Source organism: Stenotrophomonas sp. YJH_SMC_25, from assembly GCF_059369595.1.
In genome coordinates, this window is record NZ_JCAFSV010000001.1 from 532,026 (window position 1) to 553,923 (window position 21,898).

General features: G+C 66.4%; 19 protein-coding genes. 7 read left to right on the forward strand and 12 right to left on the reverse strand.

What is annotated here, in order from left to right; translation table 11 throughout:
* Window positions 1-12 precede the first annotated feature (12 nt).
* Window positions 13-1,347 (reverse strand): 23S rRNA (uracil(1939)-C(5))-methyltransferase RlmD, encoded by a 1,335-nt coding sequence (gene rlmD, locus AC5P7E_RS02540; RefSeq protein ID WP_111198234.1) that lies wholly within the window; start codon window positions 1,345-1,347, stop codon window positions 13-15.
* A 127-nt stretch (window positions 1,348-1,474) separates the two neighbouring features.
* On the opposite strand from rlmD, the gene AC5P7E_RS02545 reads away from it, so the two are divergent.
* Window positions 1,475-2,203, forward strand: coding sequence for a response regulator (locus AC5P7E_RS02545; protein ID WP_005410597.1), 729 nt, complete (start codon window positions 1,475-1,477; stop codon window positions 2,201-2,203).
* Between the two features lie 679 nt (window positions 2,204-2,882).
* Here AC5P7E_RS02545 and recO read toward each other — a convergent pair.
* From recO to rpoE, 9 genes are all read right to left on the reverse strand, one after another.
* A complete protein-coding gene (recO, locus tag AC5P7E_RS02550) occupies window positions 2,883-3,602 on the reverse strand; it encodes a DNA repair protein RecO (RefSeq protein ID WP_005410598.1) in 720 nt (239 codons plus the stop codon).
* 18 nt (window positions 3,603-3,620) lie between these two features.
* Window positions 3,621-4,517: a GTPase Era gene (gene era / locus AC5P7E_RS02555; RefSeq protein WP_005410599.1), complete on the reverse strand. Its 897-nt coding sequence runs from the start codon at window positions 4,515-4,517 to the stop codon at window positions 3,621-3,623.
* The gene (gene rnc, locus AC5P7E_RS02560) at window positions 4,514-5,194 is read right to left on the reverse strand and encodes a ribonuclease III (protein ID WP_005410600.1); all 681 of its coding nucleotides are present in this window, start codon (window positions 5,192-5,194) and stop codon (window positions 4,514-4,516) included. Before rnc ends, era begins: the two co-directional genes overlap by 4 nt.
* On the reverse strand, window positions 5,184-5,567 hold the full coding sequence (locus AC5P7E_RS02565; RefSeq protein WP_005410601.1) for a DUF4845 domain-containing protein: 384 nt from the start codon (window positions 5,565-5,567) through the stop codon (window positions 5,184-5,186). Before AC5P7E_RS02565 ends, rnc begins: the two co-directional genes overlap by 11 nt.
* 52 nt (window positions 5,568-5,619) lie before the next feature.
* Window positions 5,620-6,414: a signal peptidase I gene (gene lepB, locus AC5P7E_RS02570; RefSeq protein WP_005410602.1), complete on the reverse strand. Its 795-nt coding sequence runs from the start codon at window positions 6,412-6,414 to the stop codon at window positions 5,620-5,622.
* Window positions 6,415-6,468: 54 nt separating this feature from the next.
* Window positions 6,469-8,262: a translation elongation factor 4 gene (lepA, locus tag AC5P7E_RS02575; protein ID WP_005410603.1), complete on the reverse strand. Its 1,794-nt coding sequence runs from the start codon at window positions 8,260-8,262 to the stop codon at window positions 6,469-6,471.
* A gap of 180 nt (window positions 8,263-8,442) precedes the next feature.
* The gene (locus tag AC5P7E_RS02580) at window positions 8,443-9,978 is read right to left on the reverse strand and encodes a DegQ family serine endoprotease (RefSeq protein WP_005410604.1); all 1,536 of its coding nucleotides are present in this window, start codon (window positions 9,976-9,978) and stop codon (window positions 8,443-8,445) included.
* A gap of 74 nt (window positions 9,979-10,052) precedes the next feature.
* On the reverse strand, window positions 10,053-10,934 hold the full coding sequence (locus AC5P7E_RS02585) for a sigma-E factor negative regulatory protein (RefSeq protein WP_065183431.1): 882 nt from the start codon (window positions 10,932-10,934) through the stop codon (window positions 10,053-10,055).
* Window positions 10,931-11,551, reverse strand: a complete 621-nt coding sequence (rpoE, locus tag AC5P7E_RS02590; protein WP_005414197.1) for an RNA polymerase sigma factor RpoE — start codon at window positions 11,549-11,551, stop codon at window positions 10,931-10,933. Before rpoE ends, AC5P7E_RS02585 begins: the two co-directional genes overlap by 4 nt.
* Before the next feature lie 235 nt (window positions 11,552-11,786).
* Here rpoE and AC5P7E_RS02595 point away from each other — a divergent pair, with 235 nt between their 5' ends.
* From AC5P7E_RS02595 to AC5P7E_RS02610, 4 genes are all read left to right on the forward strand, one after another.
* Window positions 11,787-13,850 (forward strand): 3-hydroxyacyl-CoA dehydrogenase NAD-binding domain-containing protein, encoded by a 2,064-nt coding sequence (locus tag AC5P7E_RS02595; protein ID WP_012480976.1) that lies wholly within the window; start codon window positions 11,787-11,789, stop codon window positions 13,848-13,850.
* A 497-nt stretch (window positions 13,851-14,347) separates the two neighbouring features.
* A complete protein-coding gene (locus AC5P7E_RS02600) occupies window positions 14,348-15,211 on the forward strand; it encodes a pirin family protein (protein WP_114618708.1) in 864 nt (287 codons plus the stop codon).
* 121 nt (window positions 15,212-15,332) lie between these two features.
* Window positions 15,333-16,052 carry an aquaporin Z gene (gene aqpZ / locus AC5P7E_RS02605; protein ID WP_005414195.1) on the forward strand — a complete coding sequence of 240 codons (720 nt, stop codon included), beginning with the start codon at window positions 15,333-15,335 and terminating at the stop codon, window positions 16,050-16,052.
* A gap of 195 nt (window positions 16,053-16,247) precedes the next feature.
* Window positions 16,248-16,706, forward strand: a complete 459-nt coding sequence (locus AC5P7E_RS02610; protein ID WP_005410610.1) for a hypothetical protein — start codon at window positions 16,248-16,250, stop codon at window positions 16,704-16,706.
* Between the two features lie 128 nt (window positions 16,707-16,834).
* Here the strand turns inward: AC5P7E_RS02610 and AC5P7E_RS02615 are convergent, their stop codons facing one another.
* The gene (locus AC5P7E_RS02615) at window positions 16,835-17,686 is read right to left on the reverse strand and encodes a pirin family protein (protein ID WP_005410611.1); all 852 of its coding nucleotides are present in this window, start codon (window positions 17,684-17,686) and stop codon (window positions 16,835-16,837) included.
* Between the two features lie 215 nt (window positions 17,687-17,901).
* On the opposite strand from AC5P7E_RS02615, the gene AC5P7E_RS02620 reads away from it, so the two are divergent.
* A complete protein-coding gene (locus AC5P7E_RS02620; protein WP_005410612.1) occupies window positions 17,902-19,983 on the forward strand; it encodes a carbon starvation CstA family protein in 2,082 nt (693 codons plus the stop codon).
* Window positions 19,983-20,207, forward strand: coding sequence for a YbdD/YjiX family protein (locus tag AC5P7E_RS02625; protein WP_005410613.1), 225 nt, complete (start codon window positions 19,983-19,985; stop codon window positions 20,205-20,207). The genes AC5P7E_RS02620 and AC5P7E_RS02625 overlap by 1 nt, the downstream gene beginning before the upstream one ends.
* Before the next feature lie 351 nt (window positions 20,208-20,558).
* On the opposite strand, the gene AC5P7E_RS02630 is transcribed toward AC5P7E_RS02625, so the two are convergent.
* Window positions 20,559-21,809: a DUF819 family protein gene (locus AC5P7E_RS02630; RefSeq protein WP_005410614.1), complete on the reverse strand. Its 1,251-nt coding sequence runs from the start codon at window positions 21,807-21,809 to the stop codon at window positions 20,559-20,561.
* Window positions 21,810-21,898 lie beyond the last annotated feature (89 nt).

Sequence of the window (21,898 nt, forward strand, 5' to 3'; positions counted from 1 at the left end):
GATGACAGCCGCTCAGCGCTTCTCGAACACCGCGATGCTCTCCACGTGCGCGGTGTGCGGGAACATGTCCATGGCACCGGCGCTGACCAGGGTGAAGCCCTGTTCGTTGACCAGATAGCCGGCATCGCGCGCCAGCGAGCCCGGGTGGCAGCTGACGTAGACGATGCGCTTGAACTGCTTCAGCGGCAGCTGCTGCAGCACTTCGATGGCGCCCGAACGCGGCGGGTCCAGCAGCAGCTTGTCGAAGCCCTGGCGCATCCACGGCGTGCTGCGCTGGTCCTGGGTCAGGTCGGCGCTGAAGAACTGGGCGTTGGCCAGCCCGTTGCGCACGGCATTCTCACGGGCACGCGCGACCAGGCCGGCATCGCCTTCCACACCCACCACTTCGCGCACGCGGCGGGCCAGCGGCAGGGTGAAGTTGCCCAGGCCGCAGAACAGGTCAAGCACGCGTTCGTCCTCGCCCGGCTCAAGCAGGTCCAGGGCGTGGGCGATCATCTTTTCGTTGAGCTTGGCGTTGACCTGGATGAAGTCCAGCGGGCGGAACGCCAGTTCCACGTCCCAAGGCGCCAACCGGAACGACAGCGGCACGCCCTGCCCGTCCAGCGGCTGCACGGTGTCCACGCCGCCGGACTGCAGGTAGATCACGAAACCATGCTGCTGGCCAAAGGCGGCCCAGGCGGCGCGGTCGGCATCGCTGAGCGGCTGCAGGTGACGTACGGTCAGCACCACCGCCTGATCGCCGGCGATGAACTCGATCTGCGGGATGTCGCGCTTGCCATCGAGCGATTCGATGAAGGTCGACAGCGCCTCGACCTTGGTACCGATCTCGGGGATCACGGTCAGGCACTGGCTGAGGTCGGCGACGAAACGCGGGTCCTGTTCACGGAAACCGACCAGGGTCTTGTCCTTCTTCTCGACCCGGCGCACCGAGAAGCGGCCCTTGCGGCGATAACCCCAGCTCTCGCCGACCAGCGGCGCCAGCACCTTGCCCGGCTTCACATGGCCGATCCGCTCCAGGTTGTCCATCAGCACGCGCTGCTTGGCGACGATCTGCTGGTCTTCGCCCAGGTGCTGCAGCACGCATCCGGCGCAGGTACCGAAATGCGGGCACTTCGGGGTCACGCGCTGGGGCGAGGCCTGCAGCACTTCCACCGTGCGTGCCTCGTCGAAATGGCGGCTGCGGGCGGTCTGTTCGGCCATGACCACCTCGCCCGGCAGGGCGCCGCTGACGAAGGTGACCTTGCCGCCCTCGCCTTCACGGCGGGCGACGCCGCGACCATCATGGCTGAGGTCGAGGATCTCGGTCTGGAACGGGGTACGGTCGATGCGGGAGCGGGATCGGGCCACGTGGCAACAGGCTGCGGGCAAAAATGGGGGCACATTGTCGCAGATCCTGACTGGCAGGGTCCGGACCCGCTTGCGCCCGCCGCCGCCGTGCTTGATGATTGCAGCAGCTGACATGGAGGCAGCCCTGATGCAGATGACCCCGCGGGCCAGCCGGCCCCGCTTCCTGCTTGTCGAGGACGACATCATCAGCCGCGGTTTTTTCAAAGCGGCGTTGGAAACGTTACCGGCGGACGTGGACACCGCAGATTCATTGGCCAGTGCGCTGGCCAGCGCCGAGCCCGGCGCGCATGACCTGTGGCTGATCGACGTCAACCTGCCGGACGGCAACGGCGCGCAGCTGCTGCGTGAACTGCGCCGTTCGCACCCCGATACCCCGGCGTTGGCGCATACCGCCGATGGCGACACCTCCATCCATGCCCGCCTGCGCGAAGCTGGCTTCAGCGACACGCTGGTCAAGCCGCTGGGCCGCGACCAGTTGCTGAAGGCCGTGCGCCGGGCACTGGTGAACAGCCCGGCGGGGATCTCCGTTGCCCCGGCTCCGGCAGCGGTCGAGCTGCAGGTGCAGGACTGGGACGAGACCGCGGCACTGGCCGCGCTCAATGGCCAGCGCAACCACTTGATCGCGCTGCGCGAGCTGTTCCTGGCCGAGTTGCCGGGCGTACGCGACGCGGTCGAGCAGGCGGTGGACCAGCACGACGAGCGCCAGCTGCGCAGCCAGCTGCACCGGTTGCAGGCGAGCTGTGGGTTTGTCGGCGCGGCACGGCTGGGACGGGCGGTGCGGCAGCTGCATCATGCGCCCGAGTCCGGGCAGGCCCAGGCGGGGTTCCGCGACGCGGTAGCGGCCCTGCTGCATTGAGGGTTGGTCGGCAGGGCTGCGCCCTGCACCCGCAGAGGCTTCAGGCCAAGGCAACAGCAAAAGCAAAAGCTGGCATTCCGTAGGTTGGCGGGGCGGTATCGGAGTGCGGGGACGCCGTAAACCCGTCCATGGGGGCTTGGCAGCCGCATCCATGCGGCTGACACCCCGCCCTCCGACTCCGCCCCACCTCTGACAGTTTTCCGCGATCGGGTAGATCCACGCCATGCGTGGATGAATTTCTGTCAGATATCCAAATCAATCTGGGGTCGGATCCGTTTTCCTGTGGAAAACGGATCCGACCCCATGCCATTCCGACAGCTCGCAAGAATCTGTCGAAGGCGGGGTGAGTCCGGTTGCGGAGGCGTGAGCCGCATGGGCCCGAGGCATGCCTCGGGCGGGTTGGGCAGGACGCCCAACCCCGGTCTTGCCGTGTGCGCAGGACAGCGCACACGAGCAAGCGGCGACTGAGCTTACATGGGTGAGGGCGCTTTGCTTGCGAAGCACTGCTTCGCAAGCGCCCGAACGCACAGCCGCCAGCGGCTGGGCCGGACCCCGGAGGGGGACTTGCAGCGCCCCCCTCAACCGGACCCATCCCGCCATCCCACGGAATGCATGCTGTTGCTGTTGCTGTCGCTTTGGCCTCGGCAGGTGCAGGGCTGCAAGCCCTGCCGAACACCCCCTACCTGCGGGGCGCGAGCTGCTCGAGCATTTCCCAGGACTTCAGGCCGCGTGGCCCGAGGTGATGGGCCAGCACCCGCCGCATCGGCAGGCGCAGGCTGGCCAGGTCGGCGGCAGCGGGCTCTTCGTCGGCCGCCAACGCCAGCAGCGCCGAGCCAGTGGCCGCCGCCCGGCGTTCCCCACCGCGCTCACTGAGCAGGCGCTGCGCGCCTTCCTGTGGGTCCAGCTCGTAGCGCGCGGCCGGGTCGATCGGCTGGCCGTCGCTGGCACTGTCCAGTTCGAAACCCAGGCCCAGCGCGGTCAGCAGCTCGCGCTCGAAACGACGCAGCGTCCAGGCCAGGCCGGCACCGACCGCCAGCCGTGCGCGCGCTTCGCCATAGGCCAGATACAACTCAGGCAACGGATCCTGGCGAGGTGCCAGGCGCAGGGTCAGTTCACTCAGATAGAAGCCGGCCAGCATCGCCTGGCCGACCAGGCGCGGGGCCGCATCCAGCGCTTCAGCGCCGCGCAACTGGGCCAGTTCACCGCGCTGCTGGGCGCTGAAGCGGATCCACTGCAATGGCTGCAGGGCAGCGCGCAGCACCTGGCCCTTCGCGGTTGACACACCACGCGCGAGCAGGCCAACGCGGCCATGCTGCGCGCTCAACACCTCGACCAGCAGGCTGGTCTCGCGGTAGGCCCGCGCATGCAGCACGAAGCCGGTGTCGTCCTCGATCATCATCGAAGCGACCGCAACGGCTTACTCGTAACCGAAGGCCTTCAGCGCGGCCTCGTCATCGGACCAGCCTTCACGCACGCGCACCCAAGTCTCAAGGAACACCTTGGCCCCGAACAGACGCTCCATCTGCAGGCGGGACTTGGCGCCGATCTCCTTGAGGCGGGCGCCGCCCTTGCCGATCACGATGGCCTTCTGGCCTTCGCGCTCGACCCAGATCACCGCGCCGATGCGCAGCAGGTTGCCGTCCTCGGTGAAGCGCTCGATCTCAACGGTGGTGGCGTACGGCAGCTCTTCGCCGAGCTGGCGCATCAGCTGCTCGCGTACCAGCTCGCCGGCCAGGAAACGCTGGCTGCGGTCGGTGATCTCGTCCTCGCCGAACATCGGCGGCGCTTCCGGAAGCAGCTTCAGCACGTCGCGCACCAACGCTTCCAGGCCATTGCGCTTCTGCGCCGAGATCGGATGCACGGCAGCGAAATCACGGCCTTCGGTCACCTGCTGCAGGAACGGCAGCAGCGCGCCCTTTTCCTTCAGGCGATCGATCTTGTTGACCACCAGCACCACCGGAATGCCGGCATCGCGCAGCACATTGAAGGCCAGGCTGTCTTCTTCATCCCAGCGACCGGCCTCGATCACCAGCAGGCCGGCATCGACGCCCTCCAGCGAGCCGCGCGCGGCACGGTTCATCACCCGGTTCATCGCCCGCTTCTGCACCTTGTGCAGGCCGGGGGTATCAACCAGCACCAGCTGGCCTTCCGGGTAGGTGGCGATGCCCAGCAGGCGATGGCGCGTGGTCTGCGGACGGTTGGAAACGATGCTGACCTTCGCACCGACCAGGGCATTGGTCAGGGTCGACTTGCCCACGTTCGGGCGGCCGATGACGGCCACGCTGCCGCAATGATGAGGAGTTTGTTCGCTCACTTGGAATCCAGTTGTTCTAGGACGGCCGCAGCCGCCTGTTGTTCGGCAAGCCGCCGCGAGGCGCCTTCGCCCTCGGTGCTGGCGGCCGGGTCGGCTACATTGCAGCGTACCCGGAAGTGCTTGGCATGGTCGTCACCGGATTCTGACACCAGTTCATACTGCGGCAACGCCTTCTGTCGGGCCTGCAGCCATTCCTGCAGGCGGGTCTTGGGGTCCTTCTCGGGACGGCCGGAGGCCGGCAGCGCCTCGATCGAAGCGCTGAACCAGGGCAGTACCACCGCCCGGCAGGCCTCGAAGCCGGCATCCAGGTAGATCGCAGCCACCACGGCTTCCACTGCGTCGGCCAGGATCGAGTCGCGGCGATGACCGCCGGACTTCATTTCGCCCGGGCCCAGGGTCAGCCGCTCGCCCAACTGCAGGGTGCGCGCGATCACCGCCAACGCACCTTCGCGCACCAGCTCGGCACGGGCACGGGTCATCGCCCCTTCGTCAGCCTTGGGCCAGCGTCGGTACAACGCCTCGGCCGCCATCATGTTGACGATGCTGTCGCCGAGGAACTCCAGGCGCTCGTTGTGCGGCGCACCGGCACTGCGATGTGTCAGCGCCTGCTTGAGCAGGGCCGGGTCGCTGAAGGCATGACCGATCAGGTCGCCACGTTGGATGAATTTACTGGGCACCGCTTCGTGTCAGGTCCTGGGAAGAATCGAATTTGCCAACCACATCGAGGTTGCCGATCAGCTGGCGACGCACTTCGTAGTTGACCTTGAGGGTCCAGCCATTGTCGCGACGGTCGAACTTCACGTTGGCCGGCTTCACATTGTCCGAGTAGTTGATGTACAGGCGCTTGAAGAACAGGTCCTGGATCCGCGACGGCTCCATGCTGCCCACGCCCGGCTCGTTGGCCAGGCTCTTCATCGCCGAGCGCACGGCGTAGTACTCCTGGTACATCGGGAACAGCTTCATGCCGATGTAGAGGAAGAAACCGACCACGATCAGGACCGTCAGGAACGAGGTCAGGGTCATGCCGCGCTGCGTGTTCATCGTCTTCATTGCGTTCTCCCCAGATACGCGTTGGATGTGAAGGTACTCAGTTGATGCCCGATCAGTTGATGCTCGAGCCGATCCGCGACGGCTCGAAGCCATCCTTGCAGAACCAGCCCTGGCAGTTCAGCCAGATCAGGAAGGCCTTGCCGCGCAGGTTCTCCTCCGGCAGCAGGCCCCAGAAACGGCCGTCGTCGCTGTTGTCGCGGTTGTCGCCCATCACCAGGTACTTGCCGGCCGGCACCGTCCACTGGCCCTGGCCGCGCGGGTAGTCGGTCTCCAGCACGGTGTGGGTGCGGCCCGGCAGGTGCTCGACCAGCAGGTTGGCGCCTTCGCCCTGACCCTTGTGGCCGGCGTAGATGCCCTTGTTGTCGTACTTCAGCGGCTCGCCATTGAGGATCACGCCGTCGCCTTCGAAGACCACGGTGTCACCCGGCACGCCGATCACGCGCTTGATGAAGTTCTCGCCCTTGGCCGGGTCGTTGTCGCTGTGGCCGGGGAAGTGGAATACCACCACGTCGCCACGCGAGGGCTCGCCGAACGGCACGATCCTGGTGTTGCTGATCGGCAGGCGCAGGCCGTAGGAGAACTTGTTGACCAGGATGAAATCGCCGATCAGCAGGTTCGGCATCATCGAGCTGGACGGGATCTTGTACGGTTCGGCAATGAAGCTGCGCACGATCAGCACGATCGCCAGCACCGGGAAGAACGCACGCGAGTAATCCACCAGCACCGGCTCGGAATCGAGCAGGCCGGCGCGCTGGGCGCGACGCTTGGCGAGGTACAGCTTGTCCGCAAGCAGGATCAGGCCCGAGGCCAGGGTCAGCACGACCAGGAGGATCTCAAACAGTTTCATTCAGGGTCCTTTGCAACGTCACCGGACGACCGGCCCCGCAGGGCCGGTGCGGGATTACTTGTTGTCCATCTGCAGCACGGCCAGGAACGCTTCCTGCGGGATCTCCACGCGGCCGACCTGCTTCATGCGCTTCTTGCCTTCCTTCTGCTTTTCCAGAAGCTTCTTCTTGCGCGAAACGTCGCCACCATAGCACTTGGCCAGCACGTTCTTGCGCATGGCCTTGACCGTGGTACGGGCGATGATCTGCGAGCCGACCGCAGCCTGGATGGCGACGTCGAACATCTGGCGCGGAATCAGGTCCTTCATCTTCTCGCACAGCTCACGGCCACGACGGTCGGCATGGCTGCGGTGCACGATCAGCGACAGTGCGTCGACCTTGTCGCCGTTGATCAGCACGTCCACGCGCACGAAGGGGCCGGCGTCGAAGCGGACGAAGTGGTAGTCCAGCGAGGCGTAGCCACGGCTGACCGACTTCAGCTTGTCGAAGAAGTCCAGCACCACCTCGGCCATCGGCAGCTCATAGCTGATCTGCACCTGGCTGCCCAGGTAGTTGATGCCGATCTGGCTGCCGCGCTTTTCTTCGCACAGCTTGATGATGTTGCCGATGTACTCCTCGGGAGTGAGCACGTTGGCACGGATGATCGGCTCGCGGATCTCCTCGACCTGGTTCACCGGCGGCAGCTTGGCCGGGTTGTCCATGTTGATGATCGAGCCATCGGTCTTCAGGACTTCATACACCACCGTCGGCGCGGTGCTGATCAGGTCCAGGTTGTACTCGCGCTCCAGGCGTTCCTGCACGATTTCCATGTGCAGCATGCCCAGGAAGCCGCAGCGGAAGCCGAAGCCCATCGCCTCGGAGCTTTCCGGCTCGAAACGCAGCGCGGCATCGTTCAGGCGCAGCTTGTCCAGCGCTTCGCGCAGGTCCGGGTAATCTTCGGCATCGACCGGGAACAGACCGGCGAACACGCGCGGCTGCATTTCCTGGAAGCCCGGCAGCGGCTTCGGTGCCGGGTCGCCGGCCAGGGTCAGGGTGTCGCCGACCGGCGCACCGTGCACGTCCTTGATGCTGGCGGTGACCCAGCCCACTTCACCGGCACGCAGCGCAGGCAGCACTTTCCGCTTCGGCGTGAACACGCCGACGTTGTCGACCTGGTGGTTGCGGCCGGTGGACATCACCTGCAGCTTGTCACCGGCCTTGATCTCGCCCTGCATCACGCGTACCAGCGAGACCACGCCCAGGTAGTTGTCGAACCAGGAGTCGATGATCAGCGCCTGCAGCTTCTCGGTGTCGCGCGGTGTCGGCGGCGGGATGCGATGCACGATCGCTTCCAGCACGTCCTGCACGTTCAGGCCGGTCTTGGCACTGACCGGCACGGCGTCGGAGGCGTCGATGCCGATCACGGCCTCGATCTCGGCCTTGGCGCGCTCGATGTCGGCAGTCGGCAGGTCGATCTTGTTGATCACCGGCACCACTTCCAGGCCCTGCTCCACCGCGGTGTAGCAGTTGGCCACCGACTGCGCTTCCACGCCCTGGGCCGCATCGACCACCAGCAGCGCGCCTTCGCAGGCGGCCAGCGAGCGACTGACTTCATAGGAGAAGTCGACGTGGCCGGGCGTGTCGATGAAGTTCAGATGGTAGGTCTGCCCGTCCTTGGCCAGGTACGGCAACGACACCGACTGCGCCTTGATCGTGATGCCGCGCTCGCGCTCGATCGGGTTGGAGTCGAGCACCTGCGCTTCCATCTCGCGGGCCTGCAGGCCACCACAGAGCTGGATGATGCGGTCGGCCAGCGTGGACTTGCCGTGGTCGACATGGGCGATGATGGAGAAGTTGCGGATGTTCCGCATCGAATCAGAAGACATAGGTGGCGGCGGCGCGCGGCGTCGTCAGGGTAACGGTCGATTATCGCATGCCCGGCGCCCCACCGCGAAAGCGGACTGCTCGGGGCCCGCCCGGAAAGGCCGAAGCCCCGCCAGGGCGGGGCTTCAGGGGAGACACAGGGGCCGCCGAAGCGGCCCCGGCAGGCCTTACTGGCCGGCCTTGACCGCCACGAAGGCGCTGTTGCCGTTGCCGGTGCGCACCAGCAGCATCACCACGTCGTCCTTCTTGTAGCTGGACAGCGCCCGGTTCAGGCTCTCCACGCTGCCGACCGGGGTACGGCCGACCTGCAGGATCACCATGCCCGGGGACAGGCCGGCATCACGCGCCGCCTGGCCCTTGACTCCGGTGATACGCACGCCTTCGTTGCCATCCAGGCCGAACTGCTTGCGCTGCGGTGCGGTCAGGTCGCTCACGTCCAGGCCCAGCAGGGCATTGGCGCCGGCCTGCGGTGCCGCATCGGGCCTGGCGGCAGACGCCGCACGGGCATTGCCCTGACCGTCTTCGCTCAGCGCCGTGAGCGTGGCGCTGAGGTCGCGCGGCTTGCCGTCGCGGATCACCCCCAGCGTGACCCGGCTGCCCGGTGCCATCGCACCGATCAGCGGCGGCAGGTCGGACCAGCTGTTGACCGGGCTGCCGTTGACCGAACGCACCACATCGCCGATCTGCACACCGGCCTTCTCTGCGGCACTGCCGGCGACGATCTGGTTGACCAGCGCGCCACGGCTGTCGGGCAGGCCCAGGCCCTGCGCCTTCAGCGCATCGATCGGCTCGACCACCGCACCCAGCTGGCCACGGGTGACCTTGCCACTCTTCTTGATCTGCTCGACCGCGCTCATCGCCAGGTCGATCGGGATCGCGAAGCTGATGCCCATGTAGCCGCCGGAGGCGGAGAAGATCTGCGAGTTGATGCCGACCACTTCGCCGCGGGTGTTCAGCAACGGACCGCCGGAGTTGCCCTGGTTGATCGCCACGTCGGTCTGGATGAACGGCACGTAGCGCTGGTCGGCGCCACCCGTGCTACGCCCCAGTGCACTGACGATACCGGCGGTGACCGAATGGTCGAGCCCGAACGGCGAGCCGATCGCGACAACCCACTGGCCGGGCTTCAGCGTATTGGAATCACCCACGCGCACGGTCGGCAGGTTCTTGCCATCGATCTTCAGCAGCGCCACGTCGTACTGCTGGTCGCTGCCCACCACCTTGGCGTTGAACTCACGGCTGTCGCCCAGCTTGACCTTCACGTCGCTGGCATCGGCCACCACGTGGTAGTTGGTCAGCACATAGCCATCGGGCGAAATGATGAAGCCCGAGCCCATGCCGCGGCCCTTGATGCTGGGGCCACCGTCCGGGCCGCCCGGGCCCTGCCCCGGCATCGGGAAGTCCGGGCCGAAGAAGCGACGGAAGAATTCCGGCATGTCGTCGTCACCGCCCATCGGGCCCCGCGAAGCCTGGCGGTTGGTGCGGACGATGGTGGTGTCGACGTTGACCACACCCGGCCCGACCTGTTCAACAAGGTTGGTGAAATCGGGCAGGCCGGTAACCAGCGGCTGTGCCGGTGCCCTTGGCGCGGTGGCTGGAGCAGCCTGGGTCGGGGCGGCCGGAGCCGGTGCCTGCGCGCAGGCCACCAGCGGCAGGGTCAGGGCCAACAGGCCCATGGCCTGCGTGCGGAGTCGGGGAGTCATCGGACGGCAACCTCCGGATCGGATGGAAAGAGGAATACGGGCCCCGCTGACGGCGGGGCGTGAAAGCGCCCGGCTCAGTCGCGCGGGCGCGGCGGCACCGGCAGGTCGTCCTGCAGGCGCGGCTCGAACGGGTAGAAGGCGGCGCCACCGGTATGGGCCGGGAAGCTGGCATTGAGCGCGCCGCCGGCGGCAGGCGCCAGGCTGGAACGCGGCCACGGCCGCGCCTGCAGCCCACCGACCTCGCCAAACGGCATGTTGCGGCTGCCATTGGCGGGTACGGTCGGGGTCAGCGGCGCCTGCGCAGCAGCCACCGCGCGTTGCGGCACGTCCTCACGCTGGGCGGCACGCGCGGCCTGCTGGCTGCGGGTGGCACTGGCGCGGCGGGTGTCCTGGCGGCGACCGGCAGTGGCCATCGCCAGGGCGGGAGCCGCCGTCACAGCCATCGCGGCCGTGTCTGCAGAGGCTTCGGTAACCGGGGCAGGATCGGTCGGCACGGTCGGCAGCTCCGCCTGGCTGGCGATCACCTGAGGTGCCAACGGCTCGCCCGGGGTGGCTTCCTTCAGCTTCTCACCGCCCATGAACAGCGCCACCGCTGCCACTGAAGCGGCCAGTGCGGCACCACCGCCCCAGGCCCGCCAGCCACTGCGACGCACCTGACGGCGCGGCTCGGCCTGCGGCGCAGGCTCGGCGGCGATGGCAGCAGCCACGGCGGAACTGAACCCGGCCGGGGCCAGTGCCGACGCCTGCCCACGCATCACGTCGCCCAGCAGCTGCCAGCGCTCCTGGCAGCCGGCCAGTTCGGGGTCATGCTCCATCCGCCGCAGCAGGAAGCGCGCTTCATCGGCGCCCAGCTCGCCATCGACCAGGGCCGACAGCTGCTCGCGATGGCGCTGGTCCAGGCGCTGCCCGGCGGGCGATTGATGGTTCTGCGATTCGTTGAACGGGTTACTGGTCATACGCGGCTCTTCTCACGGGTGGCGCTGCCGATGTCCAACAGCGGCCGGAGTTCGGTGTCGATCGCCTCGCGCGCCCGGAAGATCCGTGAACGCACGGTGCCGATCGGGCACCCCATTTTCTGCGCGATTTCCTCGTAGCTCAGGCCTTCCACCTCGCGCAGGGTGATCGCCGACCGGAGCTCTTCCGGCAGCGCGTTGACGGCCTTCATCACCGTCTGTTCCAGCTCCTGGCGCATCAACTCGCGTTCGGGCGTGTCGGTGTCGCGCAGGCGCGTACCACTGTCGAACTGTTCGGCATCGCCGATGTCGATGTCATCGGTCGGTGGCCGTCGATTGTGTGAAGCCAGGTAGTTTTTGGCGGTATTCACGGCGATTCGATGCAACCAGGTTGAGAACTGGGCGTCGCCACGGAAACTTCCGATCGCGCGATAGGCGCGGATGAAAGTGTCCTGGGCGACGTCCTGACATTCGCTCCAGTCGGCGATGTAGCGGCCGACAAGGGCCACCACGCGATGCTGGTACTTGCGCACCAGGACATCGAACGCGGCGCTCTCGCCGTGCTGCACGCGCCGGACCAGTTCCAGATCCAGCTCCTGTGGTGTATCAACCTCGGCCATGAGGGGCCGCACTCCTGTCAGCCCAACCGACGTCGGGCAATGAGACTGCCAATCCCGGGAAAAGTTCAGTCGCCGATCACCCGGCGCCGCACCAGCTTTTAACCACCGTTCCGTTAGCGTTCCGGTCCACGGCCATGGATCCGGGGTCGCCACTCCCCTGCTATTGGGATTTGACGCGGGGGAAACAACCTCTGGATCATAGCCGCTTCTCCATACACAACCGGATGGAACGTCCATGCTCTCAGGCTTCGATGGTCTCCGCTTCAGCCACTGGCACCCCGAGATCCGCGACGACGGCGTGGTGGTCCTCTCCCTGGATCGCCAGGACAGCAGCGTCAATGCCATGTCGCAGGATGTGCTGCTGGAGCTGGGTGACCTGCTTGAGCGCATTGCATTGGACCCGCCCAAGGGCGTGGTGATCCAGTCGCTGAAGAAAGCCGGCTTCATTGCCGGGGCGGACCTGAAGGAGTTCCAGGAGTTCGACCGTCGCGGCACCGTCAACGATGCCATCCGCCGCGGCCAGGCTACCTACCAGAAGCTGGCCGAGCTGCCCTGCCCCACCGTGGCGGCCATCCACGGCCATTGCCTGGGCGGCGGCACCGAGCTGGCGCTGGCCTGCCGCTATCGCGTGGCCTCCAATGACAGCAGCACCCGCATCGGCCTGCCGGAAACCCAGCTGGGCATCTTCCCGGGCTGGGGCGGCAGCGCGCGCCTGCCGCAGCTGGTCGGCGCACCCGCGGCAATGGACATGATGCTGACCGGCCGTACGCTGTCGGCCTCGGCCGCGCGTGGCATCGGGCTGGTCGACAAGGTGGTGGCACCGGCCGTGGTGCTCGACACCGCCGTGGCGCTGGCGCTGTCCGGCACCACGCGCCCATTCAAGCAGCGCGCAACGGCCTGGGCCACCAACACCTGGCTGGCACGCACGCTGCTGGCACCGCAGATGGTCAAGCAGGTCGCACGCAAGGCCAAGAAGGACCAGTATCCGGCGCCCTACACGCTGATCAGCACCTGGCAGCGCAGTGGCGGCAAGCCGATCCAGGCGCGTCTGGACGCCGAGCGCCGCGCGGTGGTGAAGCTGGCCAGCACCCCGACCGCGCGCAACCTGATCCGCATTTTCTTCCTGACCGAACGCCTGAAGGGCCTCGGTGGTGGTGATTCCGGCATCCGCCACGTGCACGTGGTCGGCGCCGGCGTGATGGGCGGTGACATCGCCGCCTGGGCCGCCTACAAGGGCTTTGAAGTGACTCTCCAGGACCGCGAGCAGCGCTTCATCGACCCCGCCATGGAGCGCGCGCAGGCGCTGTTCGCCAAGAAGGTGCGCGACGAGAGCAAGCGCCCCGCCGTGGCCGCGCGCCTGCGTGCCGACCTGGAAGGCAACGGCGTGGCCGAGGCCGACCTGGTGATCGAAGCGATCATCGAGAACCCGGAAGCCAAGCGTGCGCTGTACCAGACGCTGGAACCGAAGATGAAGCTGGACGCGCTGCTGACCACCAACACCTCGTCGATTCCGCTGGTGGAACTGCGCGACCACATCCAGCGCCCGGCGCAGTTCGCTGGCCTGCACTACTTCAACCCGGTGGCGCAGATGCCACTGGTGGAGATCATCCACCACGACGGCATGGCGCCGGAGACCGAGCGCCGCCTGGCCGCGTTCTGCAAGGCGCTGGGCAAGTTCCCGGTACCGGTGGCCGGCAGCCCGGGCTTCCTGGTCAACCGCGTGCTGTTCCCGTACATGCTGGAAGCCGCCACCGCGTATGCCGAAGGCATTCCGGGCCCGGTGATCGACAGGGCCGCGGTGAAGTTCGGCATGCCGATGGGCCCGATCGAACTGATCGACACCGTCGGCCTGGACGTGGCCGCCGGCGTCGGCCGCGAACTGGCGCCGTTCCTGGGCCTGCAGATTCCAGCGGCCTTGCAGACGGTGGAGCCGGACAAGCGCGGCAAGAAGGACGGCCAGGGCATCTACACCTGGGAAAACGGCAAGCCGAAGAAGCCGGACGTGGCCAGCGATTACCAGGCCCCGGCCGATCTTGAGGACCGCCTGATCCTGCCGCTGTTGAACGAGGCGGTGGCGTGCCTGCACGAAGGCGTTGTGGCCGATGCGGACCTGCTGGATGCCGGCGTGATCTTCGGTACCGGCTTTGCCCCGTTCCGCGGTGGTCCGATCCAGCACATCCGTGCGGTCGGTGCCGATGCGATCGTCGAGCGGCTGAAGGCACTGCAGCAGCGTCACGGCGACCGTTTCGCCCCGCGCCCGGGCTGGGACAACCCCACCCTGCGCGAACCAGTGGTTTGAGTTTATCGGCCGGGCCTGCGGCCCGGCACCCGCGGTAGTGCCGGCCGCTGGCCGGCAACCTCAGAAGCCAGAGCCAAAGCGGCTCTGGCTTTTCTGTTTGTTGGGCGGGGCGGATCATTACGAACTGGTGGGTGTCGACCTTGGTCGACACCAGGAGCGAAGCGACCGGCGTTTGATTTTGACTTTGATTTTCTTTTTTTTCTCCGTGGCTGGACAGCACACGGAAACTGTCAGAGGTCGGGCGGGTGGGTGGCGCAGGGGCGTGAGCCGCATGGATGCGGCGATCGAGCTTACATGGACGTACTTGCAGCGTCCCCTGCGCAACCCACCCGCCCGGCCAAGCGCGGCTTTTGATCTTGCTTCCGCCTTCAGCGCCCCCCCACAGCCACGAGGGGCTGCGCCGTTGGCTGGAACACCCTGTTACCCATACGGGGCATGTGCCCGTCACAGCCGCATGCGATGCTGATCACCTGATCCCTGCCAGCGAGAACGCCCGCATGACCACCATCATCGCCCCGCGCGTGCACGACATCGGCGGACTCGAAGTCCGTCGCGCCGTCCCCACCCTGCAGGCGCGCAGCATCGGCTCGTTCGTGTTCGTCGACCAGATGGGCCCGGCGCTCATGCACCCCGGCACCGCCATCGACGTGCGCCCGCATCCGCATATCGGCCTGGCCACGGTCACCTACCTGTGGTCGGGCGCCATCGGCCATCGCGACACACTCGGTTCGGACCAGGTGATCCGACCCGGAGACGTCAACTGGATGACCGCTGGCCGCGGCATCGCCCATTCCGAGCGCACGCCGCAGCCGGACCGCGATCACGACAACCCGATCCACGGCATGCAGACCTGGGTGGCGCTGCCGAAGTCACATGAAGAGATCGAGCCGGCGTTCTACCACCACGCCGCGGCCACCCTGCCCGAGCAGCGCCGCAACGGTGCCTGGCTGCGCGTCATCGCCGGCCGCGCCTATGGCGAGGAATCGCCGGTGAAGGTGTTCGCCGACACCCTCAACGTGGCAATCGATCTCGACCCGGATGCGGAAATCGATATCGACGACGGCCACCGCGAGCGCGCGCTGTACATCCTCGAAGGCGACGCACAGCTGGATGGCGTGGACATCCCTGCACAGCATCTGGTGATTCCCGAAGCCGGCGCACGTGGCCGCCTGCGCGCGAAGACGCTGGTGAAGGCGATGCTGTTCGGTGGCGAGCCGCTGGATGGCCCGCGTCACCTGTGGTGGAACTTCGTGTCCAGCTCGAAGGAACGCATCGAGCAGGCCAAGCACGATTGGGAGGCCGGCCGCTTCGGCACCATTCCGGGCGACGACAAGGAATTCATCCCGCTGCCGCAGTACTGAACATCGCGTGTTGCACACATCCGAAGGTGTATGCCTGCACCCGGCGTTGACGCTACAGTCACCCGCTGATCATTGAAATGTGACATAAATCACACTTTCGACCGTCAAAGGAGTGCAACACATGAGCATGGGTAAACGCTTGTCCGCCGAATTCCTCGGCACGTTCTGGCTGGTTCTGGGTGGCTGCGGCAGTGCGGTGCTGGCCGCCAAGTTCGGCGGTGACAGCAATCCGCTGGGTATCGGGTTCCTCGGCGTGGCGCTCGCCTTCGGCCTGACCGTGGTGACCGGCGCCTATGCGTTCGGCCATATCTCCGGCGCGCACTTCAATCCGGCGGTCAGCGTCGGCCTGTGGGCCGGTGGCCGCTTCCCGACCAAGGACCTGGTGCCGTACATCATCGCCCAGGTGGCTGGTGGCCTGTTGGCCGGCTTCATCCTGCTGCAGATCGCCTCGGGGGCCAGCGGCTTCGCCATCGACGGCAGCCAGGCCGGTGCGTTCGCCAGCAATGGCTATGGTGCGCTGTCGCCCGGCGGTTACAGCGTGGCGGCGGCCTTCCTGTGCGAAGTGGTGCTGACCGCCGTGTTCCTGATCGTGATCATGGGCGCCACCCACGGCAAGGCACCGGCTGGCTTCGCGCCGCTGGCGATCGGCCTGTCGCTGACCCTGATCCATCTGATCAGCATCCCGGTCACCAACACCTCGGTGAACCCGGCCCGCTCCACCGCCGTGGCCTTCTTCGCCGGCAGCGGGGCGGTCAGCCAGCTGTGGCTGTTCTGGGTCGCCCCGCTGCTGGGCGGTGCGATCGGCGGCATTATCTACAAGTGGCTCGGCAACGACCGCTGAGGCCTGTGCGGACCATTGCGGCCGACCTTCGGCCGCAATGGTTACGCTTGTAACCGCAATTTGTGCGATCGCTCACGTTCCGTTAAGGTTGAGTTGACCGTCCGTGCACATGCCGGCCGGCGGGGCATCCGGGGATGGGATGCCAAGGCCGCCGGTCCATCCGACGGAGCCACGACACACCACCTTGGGGGATGCATGAAGTTCGCGCCTGTAGTGTTGTCGAGCCTGCTTTTCGCTGCGGCCCAGGCCGCCGCGCAGGCTCCCACCGAATGTCCTTCATTGCCGGCCAACAGCGGCCTGCAGTGGCAACAGCAGGCACAGGCCGATTTCCTGGTCTGCCGTGCCAGCACCAGCGATGGCCGCGAGGTACTGAGCCTGATGCTCAGTGCACGCGATCCCAACCTTCCATTGAACCGCTCGCTGCGCCACGAAAAGGGCAGCTTCGGCGGTGAATCACTGTACTGGTACCAGCCCGATCTGGGAGGCCAGCAGCCGCCCGGTTATGCCGAGCGCCGCATCAGCGTGGTCAAGCTCGACAAAGGGCGTTACGCGCAGATTTCGCTGTATCCGGACAGCGCGCAGGAACTGGGTTCGCTGCAACAGCTGGCGCAGGGGATGAGCCTGACCCCGTCGGCCGTGGCTGCCGGGAACTGACGATGGCGGGGATGACTGCCTTGCAGCATCCCCGCAATGCGAGCCGACCTGACGGTAGTGCCGGCCGCTGGCCGGCACCTCGATCCGCCGTGACCGCTGGCAGTTGCCAGCCAGCGGCCGGCACCGCCTCAGAACTTGCCTTCCTGGAAATCGACGAAGGCCTGCATCAGTTCCTGCCGCGTGTTCATCACGAACGGGCCATGGCGCATCACCGGTTCCCGCAACGGACGACCAGCCACCAGGATCAGCCGCGCACCCTCGCTGCCGGCCGACAGATGCAGCTGCTCGCCACCGCCCAGCACCGCCAGTTCCTGGCGGGCGACGTCGCGCGCCGCGTCCTGCTCACCCACCGTCACCGCACCTTCGAACACATACGCGAAGGCGTTGTGCCCTTCCGGCAAGGCATAGGTCCAGGCGCGATCCGGGGCCAGCGTGATGTCCAGGTACAGCGGATCGGTGGCCGGCTGCACGATCGGGCCCTGCGTGCCATCCACGTTGCCGGCGATCACCTTCACTTCCACGCCGGCGTCCGGCTGCACCACGGGAATGCGCTCGGGCGCGAACTCCTGGTACTTCGGCTCGGTCATCTTCTCTTTCGCCGGCAGGTTCACCCACAGCTGGAAGCCGCGCATCTGACCGCTTTCCTGCTCGGGCATTTCCGAATGCACCAGGCCACGGCCTGCGGTCATCCACTGCACGCTGCCCGGGGTAAGCAGGCCCTCGTTGCCGTGGTTGTCGCGATGCCGCATGCGCCCGTCGAGCATGTAGGTGACGGTCTCGAAACCGCGATGCGGATGCTCCGGGAAGCCGGCGATGTAGTCCTCGGCACGGTCGGTGCCGAATTCATCGAGCAGCAGGAACGGGTCCAGGTCAGGCAGCGTCGGGCCGCCGATGACGCGGGTCAGGCGCACGCCGGCACCGTCGGAGGTGGGCATGCCACGGATGGTCCGCAGTACGCGGACCGGTTCGGGAAAGCTCATGGCGACTCCTGTTGGATGGATGCCACTGAAGATGGACGCCACATGGCCGCACGCCAATGGACGGCGCCGCAACCGATTGTTCCATCCCTGATGTTCGCTGCATGTCAGCACAACAAGCGTACGACCAAAGTACTACCGCCGATTCGTCCTGTGCCAATTGACCCTGCCGAGGGCACGCGGGACTCTTTGACTGTCTTTCCGGGAGAGAGCACCTCATGAAAGGGTTTTCCAAAATAGGCTGGGCGGTACTCGCCCTGCTCGGCGCCTTCTGTCTGGGCACCGTGGCCTTGCGCCGCGGCGAACACATCAATGCCCTGTGGATCGTCGTCGCCGCCGTTTCGCTGTACCTGGTGGCCTACCGCTTCTACAGCCTGTTCATCGCCAACAAGGTGATGCAGCTGGATCCGACCCGGGCCACCCCGGCGGTGATCAACAACGATGGCCTGGACTACGTGCCGACCAACAAGCACGTGCTGTTCGGTCACCATTTCGCCGCCATTGCCGGTGCCGGCCCGCTGGTGGGACCGGTGCTGGCCGCACAGATGGGCTACCTGCCCGGCCTGCTGTGGCTGGTGGTGGGCGTGGTGCTGGCCGGCGCGGTGCAGGACTTCATGGTCCTGTTCCTGTCCAGCCGCCGCAACGGCCGCTCCCTGGGCGATCTTGTGCGGGAAGAGATGGGCCAGGTGCCCGGCACCATCGCGCTGTTCGGTGCGTTCCTGATCATGATCATCATCCTGGCGGTGCTGGCGATGGTGGTGGTCAAGGCGCTGGCCGAAAGCCCGTGGGGCATGTTCACGGTGATCGCGACGATGCCCATCGCGATCCTGATGGGCGTGTACATGCGCTACATCCGCCCCGGCAGGATCGGCGAGATTTCGGTGGTCGGCCTGATCCTGCTGCTGGCCGCGATCTGGTACGGCGGCAAGGTCGCCGCCGATCCGGTCTGGGGCCCGGCCTTCACCTTCACCGGCACCCAGATCACCTGGATGCTGATCGGTTACGGCTTCGTCGCCTCGGTGCTGCCGGTGTGGCTGCTGCTGGCCCCCCGCGATTACCTGTCGACCTTCCTCAAGATCGGCACCATCATCGCACTGGCCGTCGGCATCCTGATTGTGATGCCGGAACTGAAGATGCCGGCGCTGACCCAGTTCGCTGCCAGTGGTGATGGCCCGGTATGGAAGGGCGGCATGTTCCCGTTCCTGTTCATCACCATCGCCTGCGGTGCGGTCTCCGGCTTCCACGCGTTGATTTCCTCCGGCACCACGCCGAAGCTGCTGGCCAATGAGGCGCACATGCGCTACATCGGCTACGGCGGCATGCTGATGGAATCGTTCGTGGCGGTGATGGCGCTGGTCGCAGCCTCGATCATCGATCCGGGCATCTACTTCGCGATGAACAGCCCGGCGGCGGTGATCGGCGCCGATGCTGCGTCGGCGGCGCACTACATCACCAACACCTGGGGCTTCACCATCACGCCCGAGCAGCTGACCGCGACCGCAGCGGCCATTGGTGAACCGACCATCCTGCATCGCGCAGGTGGCGCACCGACACTGGCGGTGGGCATCGCGCAGATCCTGCACGAAGCGATTCCCAGTGGCAGCGACGCGATGATGGCGTTCTGGTACCACTTCGCGATCCTGTTCGAAGCGTTGTTCATCCTCACGGCAGTCGACGCTGGCACCCGTGCCGGTCGCTTCATGCTGCAGGACCTGCTGGGCAATTTCGTGCCGGCCCTGAAGAAGACCGAATCGTGGACCGCCAACATCATCGGTACCGCCGGTTGCGTGGCGCTGTGGGGCTACCTGCTCTACACCGGCGTGGTCGATCCGTTCGGTGGCATCCAGACGCTGTGGCCGCTGTTCGGCATCTCCAACCAGATGCTGGCGGGTATCGCACTGATGCTGGGCACGGTGGTGCTGTTCAAGATGAAGCGTGACCGCTATGCGTGGGTGACGGCCGTGCCGGCCATCTGGCTGCTGATCTGCACCACCTACGCCGGCTTCATCAAGATCTTCGACAGCAATCCGGCGCAGGGCTTCCTGGCCCAGGCACACAAGTTCCAGGCCGCCCTCGCCAGCGACACCATCACGGCACCGGCCAAATCGGTGGCGCAGATGAAGCAGATCGTGGTCAACGCCTACGTCAACACCGGCCTGACCGCGCTGTTCCTGCTGGTGGTGGGCGCAGTGCTGGTGTATTCGATCAAGACCATCCTGGCGGCCCGCCGCAATCCGCAGCGCAGCGACCGCGAGACCCCGTACGTGGCGCTGAAGCCACATGAAATGGTGGATCTGTGATGAGCACGCAACTGGTTCCCGCCGGCCAGTACCAGGCACACCGCCGCATCTGGCGGCGCCTGGTGCAGACCGCCCGACTGTGCTGTGGCATTCCTGATTACGACAACTACGTCCGGCACATGCTGGAAAAACATCCGGACCAGGAGCCGATGGATTACAAGACGTTCTTCCGCGAGCGCCAGGAAGCGCGCTACGGCGGACGCAACGGTGGTCGCTGCTGTTGAGGTTCCAGGGTGGGTGCCGGGCTTGCAGCCCGGCGCCCGCAGAGGCCGGAGCAACGGCAACAGCTGAGGCGTCGGCTCTGGGTTTCTGTGTGCTTGGCGGGGTGGTGTCGGATGGCGGGGACGCCGTAAACCCATCCCTGGGGGCTTGGCCGCGGCATCCATGCCGCGGACACCCCGCCATCCGACACCACCCCACCTTCGACAGATTTCCGGTGACGGCGAGATGCATCAGGGGTCAGATCCGTTTCCTCCGGGAAACGGATCTGACCCCTTCCATGTTCATGGAGGCCCATGAAATGCATCCACGCATGGCGTGGATCTACGCAGGCATGACGCCGGGGCGGCCCGGACTCAGCCGTTGGCCATCCACTTCAGGATCAGGCCAGTGACATACGCCAGCCCGGTGCCGGTGGCGTAGCCCACCGTGCCCAGCAGCACGCCCACCGGAGCCAGCGTCGGATGGAACGCCGCAGCCACCACGGGGGCCGAAGCGGCTGCGCCGATGTTGCCCTGCGAACCGATCGCGAAGAAGAACAGCGGCGCGCGCAGCAGCTTGGCCACCACCCACAGCACCAGCACATGCGTGGCCATCCAGATCGCGCCGAGCAGGAACAGCCACGGCCGGTCCAGCAGCGACAGCAGGTTCATCTGCATGCCGATGCAGGCGATCAGGAAGTACAGGAACACCGTGCCCAGCCGCGAAGCGCCCGCAGCTTCCAGCCGGCGCGCACGGGTGAAGCTCAGGCCCAGGCCCATCGCTGTGGACAGCAGGATCACCCACACGAACTGGCTGTCCAGGCTGAACTGGCTGGCCCAGCTGACATTGGCCTTGAACCAGCCCGCCAGCGGCGCGGCGATGGCATGGGCCAGGCCGACGCCGCCCAGTGCCACGCCGACGATCACCATCAGGTCGGTCATGCTGGGAATGCGCGCGTTCTGCGCCTCGTAGGCACTGATGCGCGCCTTCATCTCGTCGATGGCACGGGTATCGGCACCGTTGCGGGTATCGATCTGCTGCGCGCGGTTGGCCAGGAACAGCAGGATGGCCATCCACAGGCTGGCGCAGGCCACGTCGACCACCGCGAACTGGCCGAAGGTGGTGGCATCGGTGCCGAACACTTCGCGCATGGCCACCATGTTGGCGCCGCCGCCGATCCAGCTGCCGGCCAGCGCCGCCATGCCGGCCCAGGTATCACCGGCCACGGTTTCGGGGTGGATCAGCTTCATCAGCTGGAACGAGACGATGGCGCCGAGCATGATGCCGGCGGTACCGGCGCAGAACACGATCAGCAGTTTCGGGCCGAGCTTGGCAATACCCTTGAGGTCGATCGACAGGGTCAGCAGGACCAGCGCGGCCGGCAGCAGCACGTCACGCGCGACCGGGTTGTACAGCGAGGTGTTGTGGCCGTCGATGACACCGGCGGTGTTGTAGATGGCGGGGACGAAGTAGCACAGCAGCAGCGCCGGCACCCAGGCGAAGATCTTCTTCAACAACGGGGTCGGGCCACTGGCAGCCCAGAAGATCAGGGCCAGGGTGGCGGCAATCAGGCCCAGGCCAACGATGTCGTTGCTGATCAGGGCAGTAGCGGGTTCGGTCGGCATGGGATCCTCTGTCGATCGAAAGAGCGGGAAAAAAAAGCGCCGCATGAAGCGGCGCCCCCCGAGATTAACATTGTCTTCACGCCGGGTCA